The 21,806-nt window shown below is 73.5% G+C and carries 14 protein-coding genes; 10 read left to right on the top strand and 4 right to left on the bottom strand.

All coding sequences use genetic code 11. The features are described 5' to 3' along the window. Positions 1-119 precede the first annotated feature (119 nt). A complete protein-coding gene (locus tag ACIQWR_RS22925; RefSeq protein ID WP_404012481.1) occupies positions 120-1,349 on the bottom strand; it encodes a nucleotide sugar dehydrogenase in 1,230 nt (409 codons plus the stop codon). A 232-nt stretch (positions 1,350-1,581) separates the two neighbouring features. Between ACIQWR_RS22925 and ACIQWR_RS22920 the strand changes: the two genes are divergently transcribed. From ACIQWR_RS22920 to ACIQWR_RS22890, 7 genes are all read left to right on the top strand, one after another. After that, positions 1,582-3,288 carry a glycerol-3-phosphate dehydrogenase/oxidase gene (locus tag ACIQWR_RS22920; RefSeq protein ID WP_399259452.1) on the top strand — a complete coding sequence of 569 codons (1,707 nt, stop codon included), beginning with the start codon at positions 1,582-1,584 and terminating at the stop codon, positions 3,286-3,288. Between the two features lie 271 nt (positions 3,289-3,559). Beyond that, positions 3,560-6,241, top strand: a complete 2,682-nt coding sequence (locus tag ACIQWR_RS22915) for a protein kinase (RefSeq protein ID WP_404012478.1) — start codon at positions 3,560-3,562, stop codon at positions 6,239-6,241. A gap of 169 nt (positions 6,242-6,410) precedes the next feature. Further along, positions 6,411-9,677 carry a protein kinase gene (locus ACIQWR_RS22910; RefSeq protein ID WP_404012475.1) on the top strand — a complete coding sequence of 1,089 codons (3,267 nt, stop codon included), beginning with the start codon at positions 6,411-6,413 and terminating at the stop codon, positions 9,675-9,677. Between the two features lie 124 nt (positions 9,678-9,801). Beyond that, complete coding sequence (locus ACIQWR_RS22905; protein ID WP_404012472.1) at positions 9,802-11,484, top strand: serine/threonine-protein kinase; 1,683 nt, start codon at positions 9,802-9,804, stop codon at positions 11,482-11,484. A gap of 156 nt (positions 11,485-11,640) precedes the next feature. Next, positions 11,641-13,269, top strand: a complete 1,629-nt coding sequence (locus ACIQWR_RS22900; protein ID WP_404012469.1) for a succinic semialdehyde dehydrogenase — start codon at positions 11,641-11,643, stop codon at positions 13,267-13,269. Positions 13,270-13,279: 10 nt separating this feature from the next. After that, positions 13,280-15,097: a GMC oxidoreductase gene (locus ACIQWR_RS22895; protein WP_404012467.1), complete on the top strand. Its 1,818-nt coding sequence runs from the start codon at positions 13,280-13,282 to the stop codon at positions 15,095-15,097. A 174-nt stretch (positions 15,098-15,271) separates the two neighbouring features. After that, positions 15,272-16,954, top strand: a complete 1,683-nt coding sequence (locus tag ACIQWR_RS22890) for an LPXTG cell wall anchor domain-containing protein (protein WP_404012464.1) — start codon at positions 15,272-15,274, stop codon at positions 16,952-16,954. 291 nt (positions 16,955-17,245) lie between these two features. Here ACIQWR_RS22890 and ACIQWR_RS22885 read toward each other — a convergent pair whose 3' ends face one another. From ACIQWR_RS22885 to ACIQWR_RS22875, 3 genes are all read right to left on the bottom strand, one after another. Continuing rightward, complete coding sequence (locus ACIQWR_RS22885; RefSeq protein WP_404012462.1) at positions 17,246-17,518, bottom strand: chorismate mutase; 273 nt, start codon at positions 17,516-17,518, stop codon at positions 17,246-17,248. A 191-nt stretch (positions 17,519-17,709) separates the two neighbouring features. Beyond that, positions 17,710-17,991 carry a hypothetical protein gene (locus tag ACIQWR_RS22880; RefSeq protein ID WP_404012459.1) on the bottom strand — a complete coding sequence of 94 codons (282 nt, stop codon included), beginning with the start codon at positions 17,989-17,991 and terminating at the stop codon, positions 17,710-17,712. Then, positions 17,985-18,179: a hypothetical protein gene (locus ACIQWR_RS22875; RefSeq protein ID WP_404012457.1), complete on the bottom strand. Its 195-nt coding sequence runs from the start codon at positions 18,177-18,179 to the stop codon at positions 17,985-17,987. Before ACIQWR_RS22875 ends, ACIQWR_RS22880 begins: the two co-directional genes overlap by 7 nt. Before the next feature lie 172 nt (positions 18,180-18,351). Here ACIQWR_RS22875 and ACIQWR_RS22870 point away from each other — a divergent pair, with 172 nt between their 5' ends. The 3 genes from ACIQWR_RS22870 to guaA all read left to right on the top strand — a co-directional run bounded on the left by ACIQWR_RS22870 (position 18,352) and on the right by guaA (position 21,639). After that, on the top strand, positions 18,352-19,098 hold the full coding sequence (locus tag ACIQWR_RS22870) for a DUF6879 family protein (RefSeq protein ID WP_404012454.1): 747 nt from the start codon (positions 18,352-18,354) through the stop codon (positions 19,096-19,098). Between the two features lie 9 nt (positions 19,099-19,107). After that, positions 19,108-19,956, top strand: coding sequence for a helix-turn-helix domain-containing protein (locus tag ACIQWR_RS22865; RefSeq protein WP_404012452.1), 849 nt, complete (start codon positions 19,108-19,110; stop codon positions 19,954-19,956). 90 nt (positions 19,957-20,046) lie between these two features. Beyond that, entirely contained in the window at positions 20,047-21,639 is a 1,593-nt protein-coding gene (guaA, locus tag ACIQWR_RS22860; protein WP_404012450.1) for a glutamine-hydrolyzing GMP synthase, read from the top strand. Positions 21,640-21,806 lie beyond the last annotated feature (167 nt).

Below are 21,806 nucleotides of genomic sequence, written 5' to 3'. Positions count from 1 at the left end.
CCCAGGGATACGGGCGCACGGGTGCCCCATGGGATGACCGTGGGGACGTAAGTGCGAAATAAGAACGCCGCAGGCTAACAGGTGCCGGTGACAGCCCGAGGGGGGATTTCGGCGCGCCTTCAGAGCCGGTACGCGGCCCCCACCGGACTCGCGCCCCGCGTGTCCAGCAGCAACTGGGCCTTCACCGCGAGTCCTTGCAGGTCATAGGTGCGGTGGTGCTGGAGCAGGATCGTCAGGTCGGCGTTGGCCGCGGCCTCGTACAACGATTCGGCACGCGGTACGGGCTGGTCCCGTACCCGCCATCCCGCGATGTACGGATCGTGGTAGCTGATCAGGGCGCCGAGGTCGAGGAGCCGGCTCGCGATCTCGCGGGCCGGGGAGCCCTCCTGGTCGGCCAGGTCCGGCTTGTAGGTGACCCCCAGCAGCAGTACCCGCGCCCCGCGCGCGGACTTGCCGTGCTCGTTGAGCAGGGTGGCGCTGCGCTGGATGACGTACTGCGGCATCCGGTCGTTGATCTCCTGCGCCAGGCCGACCATGCGCAGGGGGTGGCCGGGGGTGCGGGTGGTGTGCGGGAGGTAGTTGGGGTCCAGGGGGATGCCGTGGCCGCCGACGCCCGGGCCGGGCCGGAAGGCCTGGTAGCCGTACGGCTTCGTCTCGGCGCAGCGGATGACGTCCCACAGGTCCACGCCGAGGTCGTGGCAGAGGACCGCCATCTCGTTCATGAGCGCGATGTTGACGTGCCGGTAGTTGGTCTCCAGGAGCTGGACGGTCTCCGCCTCGCGCAGTCCGCGCGCGCGGACCACCTTCTCCGTGAGGCGCGCGTAGAAGGCCGCGGCGGATTCGGTGCAGGCCGGGGTCAGTCCGCCGATCACCTTGGGGGTGTTGGCGATGCCGTGCGTCCGGTTGCCGGGGTCGTGGCGGCTGGGGGAGTAGGCGAGGTGGAAGTCGCGGCCCGCGCGCAGACCCGAGCCCGCTTCGAGGATGGGGCGCAAGTATTCCTCGGTGACGCCCGGATGGGCGGCGGATTCGAGGATGACGGTGGTGTGCGGGCGCAGCCGGGCGGCCAGGGCGCGGCCGGCCTCGCCGACGGCGGACAGGTCGAGGGCGCGGTCCGCGCCGAGCCGGGTGGGCGCGCAGATCACGGCCGTGCGGACCCGGCCGAGTTCGGCGGGGTTGGTGGTGACGCGGAAGCCCGCCGCCGACATCCGGCGGATCTCCGCGGCGGTGAGGGTGGAGTCGGTGGCGGGTCCGCTGTCGTATCCGACGGTCTCGATTCCGGCGGAAACGGCGGCCTGTGCGAGTGGGAGGCCGAGGTGGCCGAGTCCGATGACGGCGAGGTCAGCGGGCATGGGGTTTGCCGTCCTTCCTCCCCTGACATGAGGGGGCTGAACGCGCAAGTCCTGTGGACAGCTGGAGCTGGCGCTATGTCAGACTAGGCGTATATATGACCGATCTGCGGCATTGTGGGGTGGTCGCCACCGCTGTGTTGTCCACAGGCGGTGGCCGATGTGGGTGTGCCACGGTCAGAATCGTGACCAAGGGGGACATGAGCGGGAACACCCGCATCAACGGGAGGCAGCCGTGAGGACAGCGACACTGGGGCCAGCGCAGCGCGCCGAGGCGCTCGCCCGGATGGCCGAGCGAGAACTCGACGTGCTCGTGGTGGGCGCGGGCGTGGTGGGAGCCGGCACCGCGCTCGACGCCGTGACCCGAGGCCTCTCCACCGGCCTGGTGGAGGCCCGCGACTGGGCCTCGGGGACCTCCAGCCGCTCCAGCAAACTGATCCACGGCGGGCTCAGGTACCTGGAGATGCTCGACTTCGCGCTCGTCCGCGAAGCACTCAAGGAGCGCGGCCTGCTGCTGGAGCGGCTCGCGCCGCACCTGGTCAAGCCGGTCCCGTTCCTCTACCCGCTCCAGCACAAGGGCTGGGAGCGGCTGTACGCGGGCTCCGGCGTGGCCCTGTACGACGCGATGTCCATCTCCAGCGGGCACGGCCGCGGCCTGCCGGTGCACCGCCACCTCTCGCGCCGGCGCGCCCTGCGGATCGCCCCCGCACTGCGCAAGGACGCCCTGGTCGGGGCGCTCCAGTACTACGACGCCCAGATGGACGACGCGCGCTACGTCGCCACGCTGGTGCGCACGGCCGCGGCGTACGGGGCGCACTGCGCCAACCGGGCCCGGGTCGTCGGCTTCCTGCGCGAGGGCGAACGGGTGGTCGGCGCGCGCGTCCAGGACGTCGAGGGCGGGGGCGAGTACGAGATCCGCGCGAAGCAGATCGTGAACGCGACCGGGGTGTGGACGGACGACACGCAGGCCCTGATCGGCGAGCGCGGCCAGTTCCACGTCCGGGCCTCCAAGGGCATCCACCTGGTGGTGCCGAAGGACCGGATCCACTCGGCGACGGGGCTGATCCTGCGGACCGAGAAGTCCGTCCTGTTCGTCATCCCGTGGGGACGGCACTGGATCGTGGGCACCACGGACACCGATTGGGACCTCGACAAGGCGCATCCGGCGGCGTCCAGCGCCGACATCGACTACCTGTTGGAGCACGTGAACTCGGTGCTGGCGGTGCCGCTCACCCGGGACGACGTGCAGGGCGTGTACGCGGGGCTGCGGCCGCTGCTGGCGGGGGAGTCGGACGCGACGAGCAAGCTCTCCCGCGAGCACACGGTCGCGCATCCGGTGCCGGGGCTGGTCGTGGTGGCGGGCGGCAAGTACACGACGTACCGGGTCATGGCCAAGGACGCGGTCGACGAGGCGGTGCACGGACTGGACCAGCGGGTCGCCGAGTGCGTGACGGAGGACGTCCCGCTGGTGGGGGCGGAGGGCTACCGGGCGCTGTGGAACGCGCGGGCCCGGATCGCCGCCCGGACGGGCCTCCATGTGGTGCGGGTGGAGCACCTGTTGAACCGGTACGGCTCGCTGACGGAGGAACTGCTGGACCTCATCGCGGCGGACCCGGGGCTGGCGGAGCCGCTGGCGGCCGCGGACGACTACCTGCGGGCCGAGATCGTGTACGCCGCTTCGCACGAGGGCGCGCGGCACTTGGACGACGTGCTCACGCGGCGGACCCGGATCTCGATCGAGACCTTCGACCGGGGGGCGCGCTCGGCGCGGGAGTGCGCGGAGCTGATGGCGCCGGTGCTCGGTTGGGACGAGGAGCAGATCGCCAAGGAGGTGGAGCACTACGAGAAGCGGGTCCAGGCGGAGCGGGAGTCACAGCGTCAACCGGACGACCAGACGGCGGACGCGGCCCGGTTGGGGGCTCCGGACATCGTTCCGCTCTGAGCCGGCCCCGTCCCGCTCCCGCCCGTCTCCCGGCCCGGATGCACGGTCCGACCCGCGCTCCGGTCCCGGTTCCGCTTCCGGCTCCGCTCCGGGTCGTGCTCGGTACCGGGGGCCGGGCGGACGGCGTACGGTGGCCCGGGGGAACCGCGGACCCGGAACACCCGTCCGTTGCGGAGTGAGGAACAATGAGGTTTCGGCCGGGGCGGGTTACGTCGGGCCCAGCGGGATGACGGGCCGGCCGGAGAAGGCGGCACGATCGCAGAGGGGACGCATGTCGAAGCCGGAGCACAAGCGCAAGCCGGAGTCCCCTGCGGAAACCGCCGACGCGGTGGCGGAGTCAGCCGTCGGGAGAGGCCCTGACCGGGTGTCGGAGCAGGCGTCGGAGCAGGTGTCGGAGCAGCCTTCCGCAGTGGCCGGCGCGGGCGTTCAGGACGCCACCCCGATACCGGACCCGGCCCCTGCCGGGGTCGAGGCCGCCGGTGCCGAGGCCGCCGCGCCGGACGTCGCCGCCGAGGCCGAGGCCGAGCCCGCGGAGCCCGCGGCCGTCGAGCCGAAGGGCGCCGGCTCCAAGCCGTCCGAGCCCGCGGCCGCCGTGGCCGAGGACGCCGGGCCCGAGGCCGTCGCGCGTCGGGGCGGCGGTGCGAAGGTCGGGCTGTTGAAGGACGCCCTGTCCGTGGACGCCGCGGCGAAGGACGCTGCTCCCGCGGTCGCGTCGTCCAAGGGCGCCGCTTCGAAGGGCGCCGGCTCCCAGGCGGCCGGACCCGAAGCCGTTGCGCCCAAGGACGCCGCTCCTAAGGACGCCGAGCCGCGGGAGGCCGCGCCCAAGGAGGCCGCGCCCGAGGACGCCGAGCCGCAGGACGCCGCGCCCGAGGACGAGGTGCTGGAAGTGCCCGGGATCGTGCGCACGCGGTCCGGGTCGGCCCCCGCGGGCGACGCGGACCCCGCGGCGCCGCGCGCCGGTCGCAAGCCGGTCGCGGCCAGTGCCCCGGTGCCGCCGACCGGCACCACCGACGAAGGGCGCCTGCTCGCCCGCCGGTACCGCCTCGGCGGAGTGCTCGGCAAGGGCGGCATGGGCACCGTGTGGCGGGCCAAGGACATCACCCTCGGCCGCACCGTCGCCGTCAAGGAACTCCGCTTCGGCCACGGCGTGGACGAGGACGAGAAGCGCCGCCTGGTCACCCGTACCCTGCGCGAGGCCAAGGCCATCGCCCGGATCCGCAGCGCCGGCGCCGTGACGGTGTACGACGTCGTCGACGAGGACGACCGCCCCTGGATCGTGATGGAGCTGATCGAGGGCCCCTCCCTCGCCGAGTTCATCCGCGAGCGCGGCCCGCTCACCCCCCGCCGCGCCGCCGAGGTCGGCCTCGCCGTGCTCGACGTGCTCAAGGCCGCGCACGGCGAAGGCATCCTGCACCGCGACGTGAAGCCGTCCAACGTGCTCATCGCCGAGAGCGGCCGCGTCGTCCTCACCGACTTCGGCATCGCCCAGGTCGAGGGCGACCCCTCCGTCACCTCCACCGGCATGCTCGTCGGCGCCCCGTCCTACATCTCGCCCGAGCGCGCCCGCGGCTACAAGCCGGGCCCGCCCGCCGACATGTGGTCGCTCGGCGGGCTGATCTACGCCTCCGTGGAGGGCACCCCGCCGTACGACAAGGGGTCCGCGCTCGCCACGCTCACCGCCGTGATGACCGAGCCCGTCGACCCGCCGAAGAACGCGGGCCCGCTCACCGAGGTCATCTACGGCCTGCTCGCCAAGGACCCGGCGCACCGGCTCGACGACGCCGGCGCCCGCGCCCTGCTGAACGCCGTCCTCGACGCCCCGGAGGAACCGCCCGCGCCGCTCATCCCGGCCGTGGAGGAGACCCGCCAGATATCCCTCGCGGAGGCCCAGCAGGCAGCCGCGGACAAGGTCGCGGAGAAGGCCGCCGAACGCGCCGCCGAGAAGGCGGAGAAGGCCGAGCAGAAGGAGCGCGACCGCGCGCAGCGCGAACGCGCCCGCGCCGCGCTGAAGTCGGCGCGCAAGGCCGCCGCCGCGGCCGCGGCCGAGCAGAAGGCGGCGGCGGCGAGCGCGGCTTCGGCGGCGGAGGCCCCGGCCGCCCCCGCCCGTACGCCGCGCACGGCCCCCGTCGCGGCCCCGCTCACCGACGTCATGTCGCGCCGCACGATCGCCCTGGCGATCACCGGCCTGATCGTCGTCCTGGCGGTCATCGGCTCGCTCGTCGTCTACGCCTTCAGCGGTGACGACGACCCCGGCTCCAAGGACACGGGCAAGGGCGCCGGCGGCAGCGGTACGTCGGCCAGCCCGAAGACCGGCGCGAGCGCGAGCGGCGACGGCAAGGGGACCGGCAACACCAGCACCACCGGCGGCACCTCGCCCAGTCCCGACGGCAGCACCGGACAGCAGACCCAGGGCCAGTCCTCGCAGGGCCAGGGCCAGGCGCAGACCCCCGGCCAGAACACGGGCCAACTCCCGGGACAGGGCACGGGGAACGGCGTACCGGCGGGCTACGCCACGGTGACGAGCGAGAAGTTCCGCTTCTCCATGACGATGCCGCAGGGCTTCCACCAGACCGGCGTCGCGGGGCAGAACTCCGGCGGCATCTTCAGCCGCGACGGCGGCTTCCCGCGGATCCAGGTCGACTACACCGGCAGCCCCGGCAGCGACGCCCGGCTCGCCTGGGCCAAAGCGGCCCCCGGTGTGGCGAGCGACAGCAAGGACTACAAGCTGCTCGGGCTGCGCGTCGTGGAGTACCGGGGCTACCCGACCGTCGCCGACTGGGAGTTCGAGCGCACCCAGAACGACATGAAGGTCCGCGTCCTGAACCGCGGCTTCAAGCTGGACGCCACCCACGGCTACGCGATCATGCTCAGCTGCGCGTCGGACCAGTGGGACGGAGCCGAGTGCACGCAGATGCGGAACACGGCCTTCGACACCTTCCAGCCGGTCGGCTGACCCCCTGACGGAGTTCCCCGTGCCGCACTGAATGTCGCGGCGGCGTCACGGGCCTGGGAAGGCCCGGGACGCGGGCGCCCCGAGCGACGTATCGTGTCAGCGGGGCCACGGGAGCGCACACCGCGCAGACCCGGGGCGCCCGCTCACCAACGCGCTCGGGGGAGGCGACATGGAGGAGTACGCGGGCCGGATCCTGGCCGAGCGGTACCGCCTTCCGCTGCCCCCGCAGGATGCGTCCAACGAGTACGAACTGGTCGAAACCCGGGCCTTCGACACGCGCAGCGGGCAGGAAGTACTGGTCCGGCAGGTGCCGTTACCGGAGATCGTCGACGCGGAGATGCTCGACGGCCACCGCGCGCCCGCGGCCGGACGCCGGCCCGTGCACGAACTGCCGGCGGTGCGGCGCGCGATCGCCGCGGCGCAGGCGGCGGCGCGGGTGCCGGACCATCCGCGCCTCGACCAGGTCTTCGACGTCTTCGCCGAGGGCAACTCGCTGTGGATCGTGAGCGAGCTGGTGCCCGCGAGGTCACTGGCCGCGCTGATAGCGGACGAGCCGCTGAGCCCGTACCGCGCGGCGGAGGTGGCCGCGGACGTGCTGACGGCGCTGCGGGTGCTGCACGCGCACGGCTGGACCCACCGGAACATCACCGCCCGGACGGTGCTCGTCTGCGAGGACGGGCGCGTCGTGCTGACCGGCCTGGCGGCCGGGGCGGCGGAGGAGGCCCTGTGCGGCTACGACCCCGTGCCGGCGGCCGACCCGGCGGAGTTCCCGGTGGATCCGGGTGGCGCCGAGGGCGCGCGCCAGGACGCGGCGTGGGCGCGGGGCGTGCCGGTGCCGCGGCAACAGCCGCCGGGGGCGGTGCGGTCCGGGCCGACCGGACCGACCGGACCGACCGGGCAGCCCTACGGGGCCTCGGAGTTCGGCAGTCCCGACCTGGGCGCTCCGAGCTTCGGCGGGCGGGGCCAGGCCCCTTCCGACGCGCCCGAGCCGGGCGCCCACTACGGCTACGACGACCACCTCGGCGGCCCCGGCCCCGACGGTGACGACAACCGCGGCCCGGGACTCGGCCGTTTCGCGTCCGAGGACCCTGACCCGGAGCGGGCCCCCTCCGACGCGCCCGAACCGGACCCGGGCCGGGGCGAGGCGCCGCCGTACGCGCCGCTGGTGGCGCCCGGCTACGACACCGCGCCGCTGTCGGGGACCTTGCCGGGGCCGCGGGGCGTGCCGACGTACACCGATCACATCCCTCCCGACGCGACGGCCGGGCGCCCCGACCTCAAGGCCGCCGCGCGCGCCGGGTCCGTCGCGGCCTACCGGGCCGGGGCGCAGGCCGCCGCGCGCTTGACGGAGGAACGACGGGGCGGGGCGGCCCCGGAGGAGAGCCGGCCCGAGGGGTCCAACCTGCCGCAGGGGTACTCGTACCCGTACGGCGGCCCCGGTGCCACCTGGCACGGTGCCACGCCCCGCCGCACCACCACCCCGGCGGCCCTCCCCCCGGCCCCGGACCAGCAGCCCGCCCCGGACGGGCCCCGGATCCCGGATCCGGAGGCGAACCCGCCCGCACCCAGCGCCGCCGCCCCGGCCCCCGGACCGGCCCCGGACGCCGGGACACCACCGTCCCCCGCCCTGGCCTGGGCCCTGGGCCCGGAGCCGACCCCGGACCCTGACCCGTATGTCGGCGCCGGCGGCGCGGAGTTCCCGCCCCCGGAGCCGACCTGGGCCCTGGGCCCGGAGCCCGGCGCGGACCCGGACCCGTACTCCGGTGGCGGGGACCCGGATCCGGCCGGGTTCCCGGACCGCTCCCCGGAGCCGGAGGTGCTGTGGTCGCCGTACGCCGGGGACGAGGTGTCCGTCGCGCCGGACGCCAGCCGTGGCGCGGGGGCCGCAGCGGCGCCGATCCCGGACCGGGACCGGGCCCCCGGCCCGGAGTTCGGCGCGCCGGAACCCGGGACCGCCGCGGACCCGGACCGCGGCTGGACCCCGATCCCGGCCCGGACCCGGACGGGCGATGACGGACCGCGGTACGCGGCTGCCGCGGGTCCGGAGTACGGGCCCCCGCAGGGCCCCGGCCAGGGCGGCTCCCCGGCACCCGGGCTGCCGGGCCGGTTGGCGTTGCCGCAGGGGTTCCGCGAGGCCGAGGCGCCCGCGGCGGTGGAGCGGGCGGTGCCCGTCGCCGCCGGCGGTTGGGCCGCGGCCGTGGCCGCGGGGCCCGTCACCGCGCTCGACGCCGAGCGCGCCCGGCTCACCCGCATGGCCGTCGTCGGGGCCGTCACCGAGCGCTGGGCGCCCGAACAGGCCGGCCCCGTCCACGACAACTGGCAGCTGGCCGCGCCCATCGGGCCCGCCACCGATCTGTGGGCCCTGGGCGCGCTCCTCTACCGGGCCGTCCAGGGGCACGCCCCCTACCCCGAGGACAGCGCCGCCGAGCTGGTCGAGATGGTGTGCGCCGAGCCGCCCGCCTTCGCGGAGGAGTGCGGTCCGCTGCGCCCGATCGTCGAGTCGCTGCTGCGCCAGGACCCGACCGAGCGGCCCGACTTCGAGGAGCTGCGCGGCTGGCTGCGCTCGCTCGTACGCTCCGCCCCCGAGCCGGACGGCGCCGGCATCGGCGGCTTCGCCTTCCCGCTGCCCGAAGCCGACCCGACCCGGCTGCCCGTCGTGCGCCGCAAGGGCGACCTCTCGCACGGCCGCCACCGCGGCACCCAGCACGCCACCTCCCGCCCCCGCGGCGGGCGTTCCCTCGGCCGGACCCTGCTGCTGCTCGTCCTGGTGGCGCTGGCGGGCGGGGTCGCGTACGCCATGTTCTTCCTGCCCGAGGCGACCACCGGGGACGGGGACGGCGCCCAGGCCCGGGGCGGCGGCAAGCCGACCGCCTCCGCCTCCGCACCGGCACCGGGCGGGGCCAACACCCCCACCGGCACCCCGCAGTCCAAGCCGGCCCCGCAGAGCGGCACCCCCCAGTCCAACACGGCCCCGCCCGCGAGCGCGCCCGCCGGCTACACCGCCGAGCAGGACCCGGAGGGCTTCCAGATCCTCGTCCCCAGCGGTTGGGAGCGCCACGGGGTCAACGATATGAGTCAGGTCCGTTACACCAACGGCGACTTCGTGCTCATCGTGACCCCCGGCCGGGACGCCGTGGACGGCAACCCGGACCCGCTCAGCTACCAGCGCGACAAGGAGCGCGAGCTGGAGCCCTTCCGTACCTCGACCTGGGCGACCTCGACCGGGGTGAAGCAGACCAAGGTCGGTCAGCAGCTGATGGCGGAGGGCCAGTACACCTGGACCGACGGCGGCGGGCGTTCCGTCTACGTGCGCAACCGCGCCGTCGCCCTCGGCGGCCGCTATCACGTGGTGATGGTCATCGGCCCGCAGGACGCCCAGGACAAGGTGACCGAAGTCTTCGAGAAGGCCACGGGGAGTTACCGGCCGGGTTCCTGAGGCCCCGCTGACAGGTGATCAGTACGGCGATTGCGTCACAGTGCTGTCTCACCGGCCCCGCGCGGTTCCGGCAGTGCCCGCGCGATCCGTAATCTGGCCCGTAGGTAGAGAGCGGCGGGGTTGAGTGGAACACAGGACAGGCGCGGGCGCGGTACTTGCGGGCCGGTACCGGCTCGGCGAGCCGATCGGCAGCGGCGGCATGGGCAAGGTGTGGCGCGCGCACGACGAACTCCTCAGCAGGACGGTCGCCGTCAAGGAACTGACGGCGGGTCTGTACGTCGCCGAGGCCGACCGTGCGGTGCTGCACGCCCGGACGAAGAAGGAGGCCCGGGCCGCGGCCCGGATCGCCCACCCGGCGGTCGTCACCGTCCACGACGTGTTCGAGCACGACGACCGGCCGTGGATCGTCATGGAGTACATCGACGGGCCCTCCCTCGCCGAGGCGGCCAAGGCGGCCGGGCGGATCGAGCCCCGCGAGGCGGCCCGGATCGGGCTGCACGTGCTGGGCGCGCTGCGCGCCGCGCACGCGGTCGGCGTGCTGCACCGGGACGTCAAGCCCGGCAACGTCCTGCTGGCCAAGGACGGCCGGGTGCTGCTCACGGACTTCGGGATCGCGGCGATCGAGGGGGACACCTCGATCACCCGGACCGGTGAACTCGTCGGGTCCATCGACTACCTGGCCCCCGAGCGGGTCACCGGCGGGGCGCCGGACCCGGCCTCCGACCTGTGGTCGCTGGGCGCCACCCTCTACACGGCGGTGGAGGCGCGCTCGCCCTTCCGCCGCACCTCGCCCATCTCCAGCCTGCAGGCCGTGGTCAACGACGAACCGCCCGCCCTGCGCCAGGCGGGCGCCCTGGGCGCGGTCATCACGGCGCTGCTGCGCAAGGACCCGGCGCAGCGGCCGTCGGCCGCCGAGGCCGAGCGGATGCTGCTCCAGGCGATGGAGGGGCGCGAGCCGAAGTCGGCGCACGCGTACGTGCCCACGCGCGGCCTGACCCCGGAGGAGCTGGCCGCCCCCACCCCCGCGCCCGGCCCCGCCCCGGCCGCCGAGCCCGAGCCCGCGGCGCCCGCCGCCGCGCCGGCGGGGTTCCGTACGGAGGCGCCGACCGCGCCCTCCGCGCACCCCGGACCGCGCACGACCCCGGATCCGCACGCGCACGCGGCGCCGCGCCCCACCGGCGGCCGGATCCGGCGCGCGGCGGTGGTGGCCGTGGTGGCGGCCCTGCTGGGCGGGGCCGGAGCCTTCGGGATCCTCAAGTACACGGAGTCGCAGGACGGCGCGGACGGCAAGGACGGCGGCTCGGGCCAGAGCGCCCGGGCCCAGTCGCAGGCCCAGTCCCCGGTGCCCGTCCCGGACGGCTGGCAGCGGGTGAAGGACCCGACGGGCTTCACCCTGCTGGTGCCCAACGGCTGGACGCGCCAGATGAACGGCGACCAGATCGACTACACCCCGGACAACGGCAAGCACTTCATCCGGATCGCCGCCGACAGCTCCCCGGACTACGTCAACCCGTACACGCACCTGCTCGACCTGGAGCAACAGGTGCGGTTGCGGACGGACTACAAGCGGCAGCTGCTGAACCAGAACACCTTCCGCGACAGCACGCGCGCGGCCCTGTGGGACTTCACCTGGACCGAGAAGGGCACGCACGCGGGTCCCCGCCGGGCCATCGAGCAGATGTACATCGCCCCGAACGAGACCGAGTACGCCGTCTACATGTCGGGTCCGGTCGAGGGCTGGGCCAAGCTGCGCCAGCAGTTCGACATCGTGCTCACCGGCTGGGAGCCGCCGGGCACGAAGGGCTGAGCGCGGCGGGCGGCGCGCGGGGCTGAGCACGGCGGGCGCGGTGATCGCGCCGATCGCGCCAATCGGAGCGATCCTGCCAGCGATCACTGGCGGAAATGACAAAATCCGGTTACCCACGGGTACCCAAAGCCCTCCCGGCGCAATACGCTCACCGCCATGACGGACTCGCAGGCCCCCGCCCCCCTCCGCGCCGCTCCGGCCCCCACCAATCCGGTGGCCCCGGCCCCGCCCGGCGCCCGGACCGCCACCGATGTCGTGACCCCGGACCTGGTGGCCCGGCTCACCCGGGGGGTGCTCGGTTCCGGCCGCACCGCCAACCACACGCCCTTCACCGGTGACCGGCTGGCGGAGCTGCCCGAGGCCACCCCCGAGGACGTCGCCGAGGCCTTCGAGCGGGCCCGCGCCGCGCAGGCCGCCTGGGCCGCCGTGCCGGTGCGCCGCCGCGCCGCCGTCCTGCTGCGCTTCCACGACCTGGTGCTCGACCGGCAGGCCGAGGTCCTCGACCTGATCCAGCTGGAGACCGGCAAGGCCCGCCTGCACGCGGCCGAGGAGGTGCAGGCCGTCGCCATCTCGGCCCGCCACTACGGCCGCCAGGCCCCCGCCTACCTGCGGCCCAAGAGCCACACCGGCGCCGTGCCGGTGCTGACCAAGGTCGTCGAGCTGCGCCAGCCGCGCGGGGTCGTGGGCCAGATCGCCCCCTGGAACTACCCGCTCGAACTCTCCGGCGGCGACGCGCTGCCCGCCTTCGTCGCCGGCAACGCCGTCGTGATGAAGCCGGACACCGAGACCGCGCTGACCGCCCTGTGGGCGCGCGACCTGCTCATCGAGGCGGGGCTGCCCGCGGCCGTCTTCCAGATCGTGCTCGGCGAGGGGCCGGTCGTCGGCCCCGAGGTGGTCCGCCACGCCGACTACGTCTCCTTCACCGGCTCCACCCGCACCGGCCGCGAGGTCGCCCGGGGGGCCGCCGCCCGCCTGGTCGGGGTCTCCCTCGAACTCGGCGGCAAGAACGCCATGCTGGTGCTGCACGACGCCGACGTGGAGAAGGCCGCCGCGGGCGCCGTCCGCGCCTGCTTCTCCTCCGCGGGCCAGCTGTGCATCTCCATCGAGCGGCTCTACGTCCACGAGTCGATCGCCGACGCCTTCGTCGAGCGGTTCGCCGCCCGCACCAAGGCCATGCGGCTCGGCAACTCCCTGGCCTACGGCGCGGACATGGGCTCGCTGGTGGGCGAGCGCCAGCTGGAGACCGTACAGCGGCACGTCGACGAGGCCGTCGCCAAGGGCGCGACCCTGGTCGCGGGCGGTACCGCCCGGCCCGACATCGGCCCGCTCTTCTACGAGCCCACCATCCTCGACGGCGTCGAGGCGCCGATGGCGGTGTGCGCCGAGGAGACCTTCGGCCCGGTCGTCTCGATCTACCGCTTCGGCGACGAGGACACCGCCGTCGACCAGGCGAACGCCACCGCCTACGGGCTCAACGCCAGCGTGTGGACCAAGGACGCCCGCCGCGGCCTGGCGGTCGCCGCCCGCCTGCGCACCGGCACCGTCAACATCAACGAGGGCTACGCGCCCGCCTACGGCAGCGCGCAGGCCCCCATGGGCGGCATGAAGGACTCCGGCCTCGGGCGCCGGCACGGCTCCGAGGGCATCCTCAAGTACACCGAGGCCCAGACCGTCGCGCACCAGCGACTGCTCCCCATGGCGCCCTCGCTGGGCATGGACGACGAGAAGTACGCGGCGTTCATGACCCGCAGCCTCAAGGTCATGAAGGCTCTCCGACTGCGCTAGGAGCACGGCTGTGCCGCAGGACAACGATGTGCGCGACGCGCAGGGCGGCGACGCGTACGACTACGACGTGATCGTCATCGGTTCGGGCTTCGGCGGCGCGGTCTCCGCGCTGCGGCTCACGGAGAAGGGGTACCGGGTCGGCGTCCTGGAGGCGGGCCGCCGCTTCACCCGGGAGGGCCTGCCCAGGAACAGCTGGGACCTGCGCAACTACCTGTGGGCCCCGGCCCTCGGGCTGTACGGGATCCAGCGCATCCACCTGCTCGGCAACGTGATGGTGCTCGCCGGCGCCGGAGTGGGCGGCGGCTCGCTCAACTACGCCAACACGCTGTACGTGCCGCCCACGGCCTTCTTCGAGGACCGGCAGTGGGCGGCCATCACCGACTGGCACGACGAGCTGGCGCCCTACTACGACCAGGCCAAGCGGATGCTGGGGGTCCGGCTCAACCCGACGATGACCCCCTCCGACGTGCACCTGAAGGCCGCGGCCGCCCGGATGGGCGTCGCGGACTCCTTCCACATGGCGCCCGTCGGCGTCTTCTTCGGGGACGGGTCGGACGCCGAGGGACAGCGCGGGGTCCGGCCGGGCGAGGAGGTCGCCGACCCCTACTTCGGCGGCGCGGGCCCCTCCCGCAAGGCCTGCACGGAGTGCGGCGAGTGCATGACCGGCTGCCGCCACGGGGCCAAGAACACCCTCAACGAGAACTACCTGCACCTCGCCGAGCGCGCGGGCGCCGTCATCCACCCGATGACCACCGTCACCGCCGTCTCCGAACACCCGGACGGCGGCCACCGCGTCCGTACGGTCCCCACCGACGGCCGCCGCAAGGGCGGCCGGGCGAAGGTCCTGCGCGCCCGGTACGTGGTCATCGCGGCGGGCACCTACGGCACCCAGACGCTGCTGCACGCCATGAAGGACCGCGGCGAGCTGCCCCGGCTCTCGGACCGGCTCGGCGACCTGACCCGGACCAACTCCGAGGGCCTGGTCGGCGCGCAGACCGACGACCGCCGCTACCGCCGGCGCCACGGCAAGGACGCGCGCGCCGACTTCACCCGGGGCGTGGCCATCACCTCCTCGGTGCACCCCAACGCCGACACCCACATCGAACCGGTGCGCTACGGCAAGGGCTCCAACGCGATGGGGTTCATGACCATCCTGCAAGTGCCCTACGCCCCGCACCGGGTGCGCGCCTGGTTCGCCCGCACCGCCAAGCACCCGCTGCAGTTCGCCCGTTCGCTCTCCAACCGCCGCTGGTCCGAGCGGACCATCATCGGCCTGGTCATGCAGTCGCTGGACAACTCGCTGACGACGTACCGCAAGCCCGGCGGCATCGGCAAGGGCCTGCTGACCGCCCGGCAGGGCCACGGCGCGCCCAACCCGGTCCAGATCGCGGAGGCCACGCAGGCCGCCACCCTGCTGGCCGAGGAGATCAACGGCTTCCCCGGCAGCAACATCGGCGAGCTGATGGGGACCCCGCTGACCGCGCACTTCCTCGGCGGCTGTGCCATCGGCGCCTCCCCCGAGGAGGGCGTGGTGGACCCGTACCACCGGCTCCACGGACACCCCGGCATCTCGGTGGTGGACGGCTCGGCGGTCTCGGCGAACCTCGGCGTGAACCCGTCGCTGACGATCACCGCCCAGGCCGAGCGGGCCATGTCGTACTGGCCCAACAAGGGCGAGCGCGACCCCCGCCCCGAGCAGGGCGCGGCCTACGAGCGCCTGACGGCCGTGGAACCGGCCCGTCCGGCGGTCCCCAAGGAAGCCTTCGCGGCGCTCCGCTTGCCGTTCCTGGCGGTTCCGCCGGTCCCGCCGAAGAAGCGGAACGACTGAGTCTGCGGGCAGGGGAACAGGCATGGGAGCAGGCATGACAACGGGGTCTGCTCTCCCCCTCCGAGGGCAGACCCCGTACTCAAGTGACACGCGACGCCTCCGGATGGTTGCGAGTGATGCCTGTCACAGGGGGAACCAGGCAACTGCCACAGACGTTCGGCAGTCTCGATGGTCATGAGAAAGAGCATCTCCCTGCTGGCCGTGGCCGGTTCGGTGGCCCTGGGGCTGACCACCCCGGCCGCCGCCGCGGACCCCGTCTTTCCGCTCATCGGTCCGTCCGCCGTCGGCCTCCGGCTCCACCCGGGGACCCCGACGGGAGTGGCGAAGGAATCCCGCCTGGTCTTCACCCTGCCCGAACCGGCGGCGGGGGACCCGGCCCAGCTCCCCCGGGGCGAGGTCACCTTCACCGTCGACCTCGGCAAGCTCGCCGGGATCGCCGACGTCCGGGAGAACCCGGCCGTCGCCCACCCCGAGTGCGTGCGCGCCGCCGCCACCCTCGTCTGCAAGGACCCCGGTACCGGGGGCGGGCGCCCCGGGATCGACCTGCTGATCGGCGCGGCCAAGGGCAGCGCGGACGGCGCCGCCGCCGACCTCGCGGTGACCGCGACCCTCCAGGGCGCCACCATCCGGCCCACCACCACCAAGGTGAGCGTCGGCGGCCCCGACCTGGTGATGGAGAAGCTCCCGCTCAAGGCCGACCTGGTGCCCGGGCAGAAGCAGCCCGTGGCGCTCGCCTTCGCCAACACCGGCAACCGCGCCGCCCACGGCGTGGTCCTCGAACTCGTCGCCACCCGCGGCATGGAGTTCGTGGAGAGCTACGACAACTGCGTCACCCGCGCCGGCGGCCGGACGGCCGTCACCCTCTGCTCCTTCGAGGGCGACTTCGCCCCCGGCGAAGCCTGGGAGCTGGCCGACCCGCTGACCATCAAGGCCACCGAGCGGGCGTACGAGGACCAGCTCGGCTACGGCATCTACGAGACGGGCAGCCGCCCGGACGGGGCCTCCGCCCTCTCGACCCCGGCCGGCAAGGGCACGGGCAAGACCCTGGCGGTCAAGAAGCACGCGGCCGCGACGAGCGGCAAGTCCGCCACCGACCTCGAACCGGGCGACAACCGGCGCGAGTTCGCCTTCCGCACCGCCAACACCGCGGACTTCACCGCCACCGGCGCCACCGTCCCGGCCAAGGCGGGCCAGAGCGTCACGGCCGAAGTCGGCTTCCGCAACCAGGGCCCGGCCTGGATCAACCGCGCGCGCGTCGGCGAGGCGCCCATCGCCGTGGCCCGCACCGACGTCCGCGTCCCGGCCGGCACCTCCGTCACCAAGAAGCCGGAAGCCTGCCGCGCCGTGAACGCCGACGGCAGCGAGCGCACGGCGCAGCAGCAGCTCGGCGCGCCCCGCTACTTCTGCGAGAGCGCGGCGACCGTGCTGGAGAACGGGAAGGAGGGCTACGCCTTCGAGCTGCGGGTGGACAAGGTCGTCGAGGGAGCCGCGGGCAAGGGTTCCGTCTCCGTCGGCGAGGCGGGCCCGCAGGGGGTCACCCCGCACCGCTTCGACCCGAAGACCGGCAACAACACCGCCGAGATCGTCCTGGACGCCAAGGGCGGCGCCAGCCCGTCCCCGTCGGGTTCGCCGAGCGGCAGCCCGAGCCCGTCCGCCTCGCCCAGCCCGTCGACCTCGGTCTCGGCCGGCGCGTCGAACAACACCGCGACCGGTGGCGCCGCGGGCGCCCAGGGCGGGAACGGGCCGCTGGCCTCCACCGGTAGCTCCGCCGCGCCGCTCGCACTGGGCGCGGCCATGCTGCTGGCGGCCGGTGGCGCGCTGTTCGTGGCGTTCCGCCGCCGCAGCGGGCGCGCGTAACGACGGGACCCCGTAAACGGAAGAACGGCCGGCCCGGGGCGTCCCCTGGGCCGGCCGTTCTTTTCTGTGACCGGGCTGCTGTCCCCTGCCGTCCGGTCGTACGAAGGAGCGAGGTCCCACGACGCGCCGCTCCACGGGGCGGGCGTCTCCATCGCTCCAGCGGAGCCACGCGTGGTTCTTGCGGGCCCGCGCCTGGCTGGCACGGACGATCCACTCAACGCGGCGACGCGGGAGCCGGTCACGGCCCGGACGAGTGACGAACAGGCGCGCGCGGGCAGCGCACGGTTCCTCTCACACCCGGCCGCGGGACAGCTCCAGCAGGGTCAGGGCCAGCGAGGTGCCCGACTTGCCGAGGGCGCTGCTCCAGTGCGAGAGCACCTCGTTCTCCCGTGACAGGTGCACCCGACGCCCGCCCGCGGCGATCCGCGCGTCCTGGATGACGGCCGAGACGGCCATCCGCTCCTGGATCAGCCCGATGATCCGGTCGTCGAGGGCGTCGATCCGCTCGCGGGAATCGGCGATCAGCTGCGCGGGGGTGGTGGCGGTGGCGGTGCTGGCGGACATGTCTTCCTCCGGTGGGGTGTGGGGTGGGGGCCCGCAGGTCCGGGGGAACGCCAGAGCGCCCCGGTCCTGTCGGACCGGGGCGCTCTGGGAAGTCAGCGGCTCAAGCGAGCATCACGATGACCCATGGCGACCGGACCGGCCGGTGCCATAGGTAAAGAGGAAGCTCAGCTGCTTGCGCATGGGAGCGATTATTACCATCCGTCCCCTCCGCCACCAAGTGCATTCGGATGCTGAGACGGCTCGTCCACGCGCGTGACCCGTCCGTGGTCGGTGAAGACGCGCCGGAACAGGTCGTGGCCCGTCCGCCCGGTGTGCCGCAGCGCCCAGTCCTGCGCGGCCTCCTGGGCGTCCTGCGGCCCGGACTCGGCGGCGCAGGCGTGCGCCGCGCAGAACACCTCGTAGGTGACCCCGCCGTCCGGCGTGTGCCGGATGGTGTGGGTGACGTACCGGAGCACCGTGCGCGGCTTCAGCACCGGTCCCTCCCGCGGTGCGCGCCGATCTCCACGTTGCAGTCCGACACCGCGGACCGGTCCCCCCGCCGGTACGCCTCCCCCCGCTGCGCGACCAGGGCCGCGCACACGTCGCACCCGGGGGTCGCTCTGGGGGCGTCGGTGGGGAGGGTGAGGTGGACGGGCGGACTCATGGTGGTCTGCGTGGCCATGAAGTGGAGGCTAGGGAAGGGTGGTTGGGCTGGGGCAGTCCATGTTCCGGTCTGTTCTCGCAGTGCGATCGGATGTTCTTGAATGTTCTTGTCTGGTCTCGGGAATGTGCTGCGTGGCGACGGCGATGCGGTGAATGCTGGAGCCATCGGTTTCCGGTGGAAGGGTGTGGCCATGGCGCGACGACTGCGTTGCAACGGCACGGGATCGGGTGGAGGCGGTTGTCCCGCGATCCACGAGGACCTCGACAGTGGAGAGGTGATCGTGCACGGTTTACCGCTCAGCGATCCCGAGGACATCGCCCAGCTCCAGCACCTGGGTGACGGCGAGGTTCCTATCGTGGTTCCCCGCGAGCTGCTGGTCGACTTCGGCCCCAAGGAGGTCACCCGCGTGCCGCGCATCATCGACCTGGACGCGTTCGGGAAACTCTTCGACAACTTCGAACACACCGCCTGGCGGCTGGAGACCCGGACCCGCTTCGCTTCGGACGAGGCCACCGAGACCTATGCGCAGTTCGCGGCGGGCCTGCCCGTCGAGTGGGACTACGACGACGCGTGGTCCCGCACCATGCGGGCGCAGACCTCACAGGGGAAGCGCGTCGAGCGCGTGCGACTCGTCGACGACCCTCCGACTCCGGGGCAGCTGTACCTGCTCGACAACGCCAAACGGAACTGCGCCGTGGGCGAGGACATCCGCAACCTCTCGCGCTCCGAGGCGAACCGCCTGCGGCTGCCGTCCGAGGACTTCTGGATCTTCGACTCCCGCTTCGTCGCCCTGCTCAACTTCGGCGACGACGACGATCTGCTCGACATCGAGCTGATCACCGAGCCGGTACGGGTCAACCACTACGCCCAAGTCCGCGACGCCGCATGGCATTTTGCCGTCCCGTTCGCAGAGTTCGCGGCGGGCCTGCCGGAGTAGCGTGTACGGGTGAGCACAGACTTCCAGGCGGCGCGCGCCGCCCTCGGCGCCAGGCTCCGGGACCTGCGGGTCTCGGCGCCTGGTGGTCGGCTCACCGGTACGCAGCTCGCCGACCGGCTCGGCTGGGCGCACTCCAAGGTCTACAAGTTGGAGAACGGCCGCCAAACCGCGACGGTCGAGGACCTGCGGGCATGGGCCGAGGCAACCGGTCAACCGGGCGCGGCGGACGAACTGCATGCACGGCTCGGCGGACTCGAATCCCACGTCCGCTCATGGCGTCGCCAACTGGCCTCCGGTCACCGCGCGGTGCAGGAGACGATCACTGCCGAGCACGCCCGCACCACCACCTTGCGCATATGGGAGAACTCTCTCGTCGCCGGGATGCTCCAGACGGCCGACTACGCGCGCGCGGTGTTCACCCGGCATGCCGAGCTCATGCAGTCGCCGCGGGACACCGAGGACGCGGTGCGCGTGCGGATCCGCCGCCAGGAAGGGCTGTACGACTCCGGAAAGCGGCATCAGATCATGATGTGGGAGGGGGCGCTGCATGCCCGGGTCTGTCCACCGGCGGTGCTCGCGGCGCAGCTCGACCGACTGCTGAGCGTCATCGGACTCGACACCGTCGAGTTGGGCATCGTCCCCTTCGACGCCCTATTGAAGATCCACCCGGCGAACGGGTTCTGGATCTACGACGAGCGGCTGGTCGTCGTGGAGGACTGGCACGCCGAACTCTGGATCGACGACGCGAGCAGCATCGCGACGTACCTGCGGGTCTGGGAGACGCTGCGGGAGTCCGCGGTCTACGGGGGCGAGGCCCGGCGGGTGATCGGGGAGGCGCGGCGGGCGCTCGCGCGGTGACGTGCGCCTCGGATGGTGCGACAAAGCGGGGGCCCGCGCCACCGGTAGAATCGACAAAACAGCCACCCTCTCCCGCCGGAAGGCCGCCCCGTGCCAGAAGCACCCTCCGCCGCCCACGACAGCGCCCCGGACACGGTTCTCGTCGTCGACTTCGGCGCCCAGTACGCCCAGCTCATCGCCCGCCGCGTCCGTGAGGCCCGGGTCTACAGCGAGATCGTGCCCAGCACGATGCCCGTGGGGGAGATGCTGGCCAAGAACCCCAAGGCGATCATCCTCTCCGGCGGCCCGTCCTCCGTGTACGAGGAAGGCGCGCCGCGCCTGGACGACGCGCGCGCCCTCTTCGAGGCCGGGATCCCGGTCTTCGGCATGTGCTACGGCTTCCAGCTGATGGCGACCACCCTCGGCGGCACCGTCGACAACAGCGGCGCCCGTGAGTACGGCCGCACCGCGCTGGCCGTCTCCAAGTCCGGCTCCACCCTCTTCGAGGGCACCCCGGCCGAGCAGTCGGTGTGGATGTCGCACGGCGACGCCTGCTCCGCCGCCCCCGAGGGCTTCACCGTCACCGCCTCCACCGAGGTCGTCCCGGTCGCCGCCTTCGAGAACGACGCGCAGCGGCTGTACGGGGTCCAGTACCACCCCGAGGTCATGCACTCCACGCACGGCCAGCAGATCCTGGAGCACTTCCTCTACCGCGGCGCGGGCCTGGCCCCCACCTGGACCACCGGCAACATCGTCGAGGAGCAGATCGCGGCCATCCGCGCGCAGGTCGGCGACAAGCGCGCCATCTGCGGCCTCTCCGGCGGCGTGGACTCCGCGGTCGCCGCGGCCCTCGTCCAGAAGGCCATCGGCTCGCAGCTCACCTGCGTCTACGTCGACCACGGTCTGATGCGCAAGGGCGAGACCGAGCAGGTCGAGAAGGACTTCGTCGCCGCCACCGGCGTGCAGCTGAAGGTCGTCGACGCGCAGGAGCGCTTCCTGACCGCGCTGGCCGGCGTCTCGGACCCGGAGACCAAGCGGAAGATCATCGGCCGCGAGTTCATCCGCGTCTTCGAGCAGGCCCAGCTGGAGATCCTCCAGGAGGACGGCCCCGCGGTCGCCTTCCTCGTGCAGGGCACCCTGTACCCGGACGTCGTCGAGTCCGGCGGCGGCACCGGCACCGCCAACATCAAGTCCCACCACAACGTGGGCGGGCTCCCCGACGACATCGAGTTCGAGCTCGTCGAGCCGCTGCGCCAGCTGTTCAAGGACGAGGTCCGGATGGTCGGCCAGGAGCTCGGCCTGCCGGACGAGATCGTCCAGCGCCAGCCCTTCCCGGGCCCCGGCCTGGGCATCCGCATCGTCGGCGAGGTCACCAAGGAGCGCCTGGACCTGCTCCGCGAGGCCGACGCCATCGCCCGCCACGAGCTGACCGCCGCCGGTCTGGACCGGGAGATCTGGCAGTGCCCGGTCGTCCTGCTCGCGGACGTCCGCAGCGTCGGCGTCCAGGGCGACGGCCGCACCTACGGCCACCCGATCGTGCTGCGCCCCGTCTCCTCCGAGGACGCGATGACCGCGGACTGGACGCGCATGCCCTACGAGGTGCTGGCCAAGATCTCGACCCGCATCACCAACGAGGTGCCGGACGTGAACCGCGTGGTCCTGGACTGCACGAGCAAGCCCCCGGGCACCATCGAGTGGGAGTAGGGCGCAAGCCCTCAGTCCGTACGAGCGACGACCGGAGCCGCCGTCCCCTCCCGGGGCGGCGGCTCCGCCGTTTCTCCGGCCGCTTCTCCCGGGTTCCCTCTGGCCACTTCGCGCGGCCACCGGTACCTTGCGCCGCGACCTCGAAGGACGCGAACGTGAAGGAGGGG

The organism is Streptomyces sp. NPDC098789, from assembly GCF_044759975.1.
Classification (GTDB): domain Bacteria; phylum Actinomycetota; class Actinomycetes; order Streptomycetales; family Streptomycetaceae; genus Streptomyces.
The sequence above is the reverse complement of the archived record's forward strand: the minus strand, read 5'-3'. Positions and strand labels throughout refer to the sequence as shown.

What these genes read in the sequence shown, in the direction of transcription:
- ACIQWR_RS22925 (WP_404012481.1), bottom strand. Translation starts at nt 1,349, where the DNA reads ATGCCCGCTGACCTCGCCGTCATCGGACTCGGCCACCTCGGCCTCCCA.
- ACIQWR_RS22915 (WP_404012478.1), top strand. Translation starts at nt 3,560, where the DNA reads ATGTCGAAGCCGGAGCACAAGCGCAAGCCGGAGTCCCCTGCGGAAACC.
- ACIQWR_RS22910 (WP_404012475.1), top strand. Translation starts at nt 6,411, where the DNA reads ATGGAGGAGTACGCGGGCCGGATCCTGGCCGAGCGGTACCGCCTTCCG.
- ACIQWR_RS22900 (WP_404012469.1), top strand. Translation starts at nt 11,641, where the DNA reads ATGACGGACTCGCAGGCCCCCGCCCCCCTCCGCGCCGCTCCGGCCCCC.
- ACIQWR_RS22890 (WP_404012464.1), top strand. Translation starts at nt 15,272, where the DNA reads ATGAGAAAGAGCATCTCCCTGCTGGCCGTGGCCGGTTCGGTGGCCCTG.
- ACIQWR_RS22885 (WP_404012462.1), bottom strand. Translation starts at nt 17,518, where the DNA reads ATGTCCGCCAGCACCGCCACCGCCACCACCCCCGCGCAGCTGATCGCC.
- ACIQWR_RS22875 (WP_404012457.1), bottom strand. Translation starts at nt 18,179, where the DNA reads ATGGCCACGCAGACCACCATGAGTCCGCCCGTCCACCTCACCCTCCCC.
- ACIQWR_RS22870 (WP_404012454.1), top strand. Translation starts at nt 18,352, where the DNA reads ATGGCGCGACGACTGCGTTGCAACGGCACGGGATCGGGTGGAGGCGGT.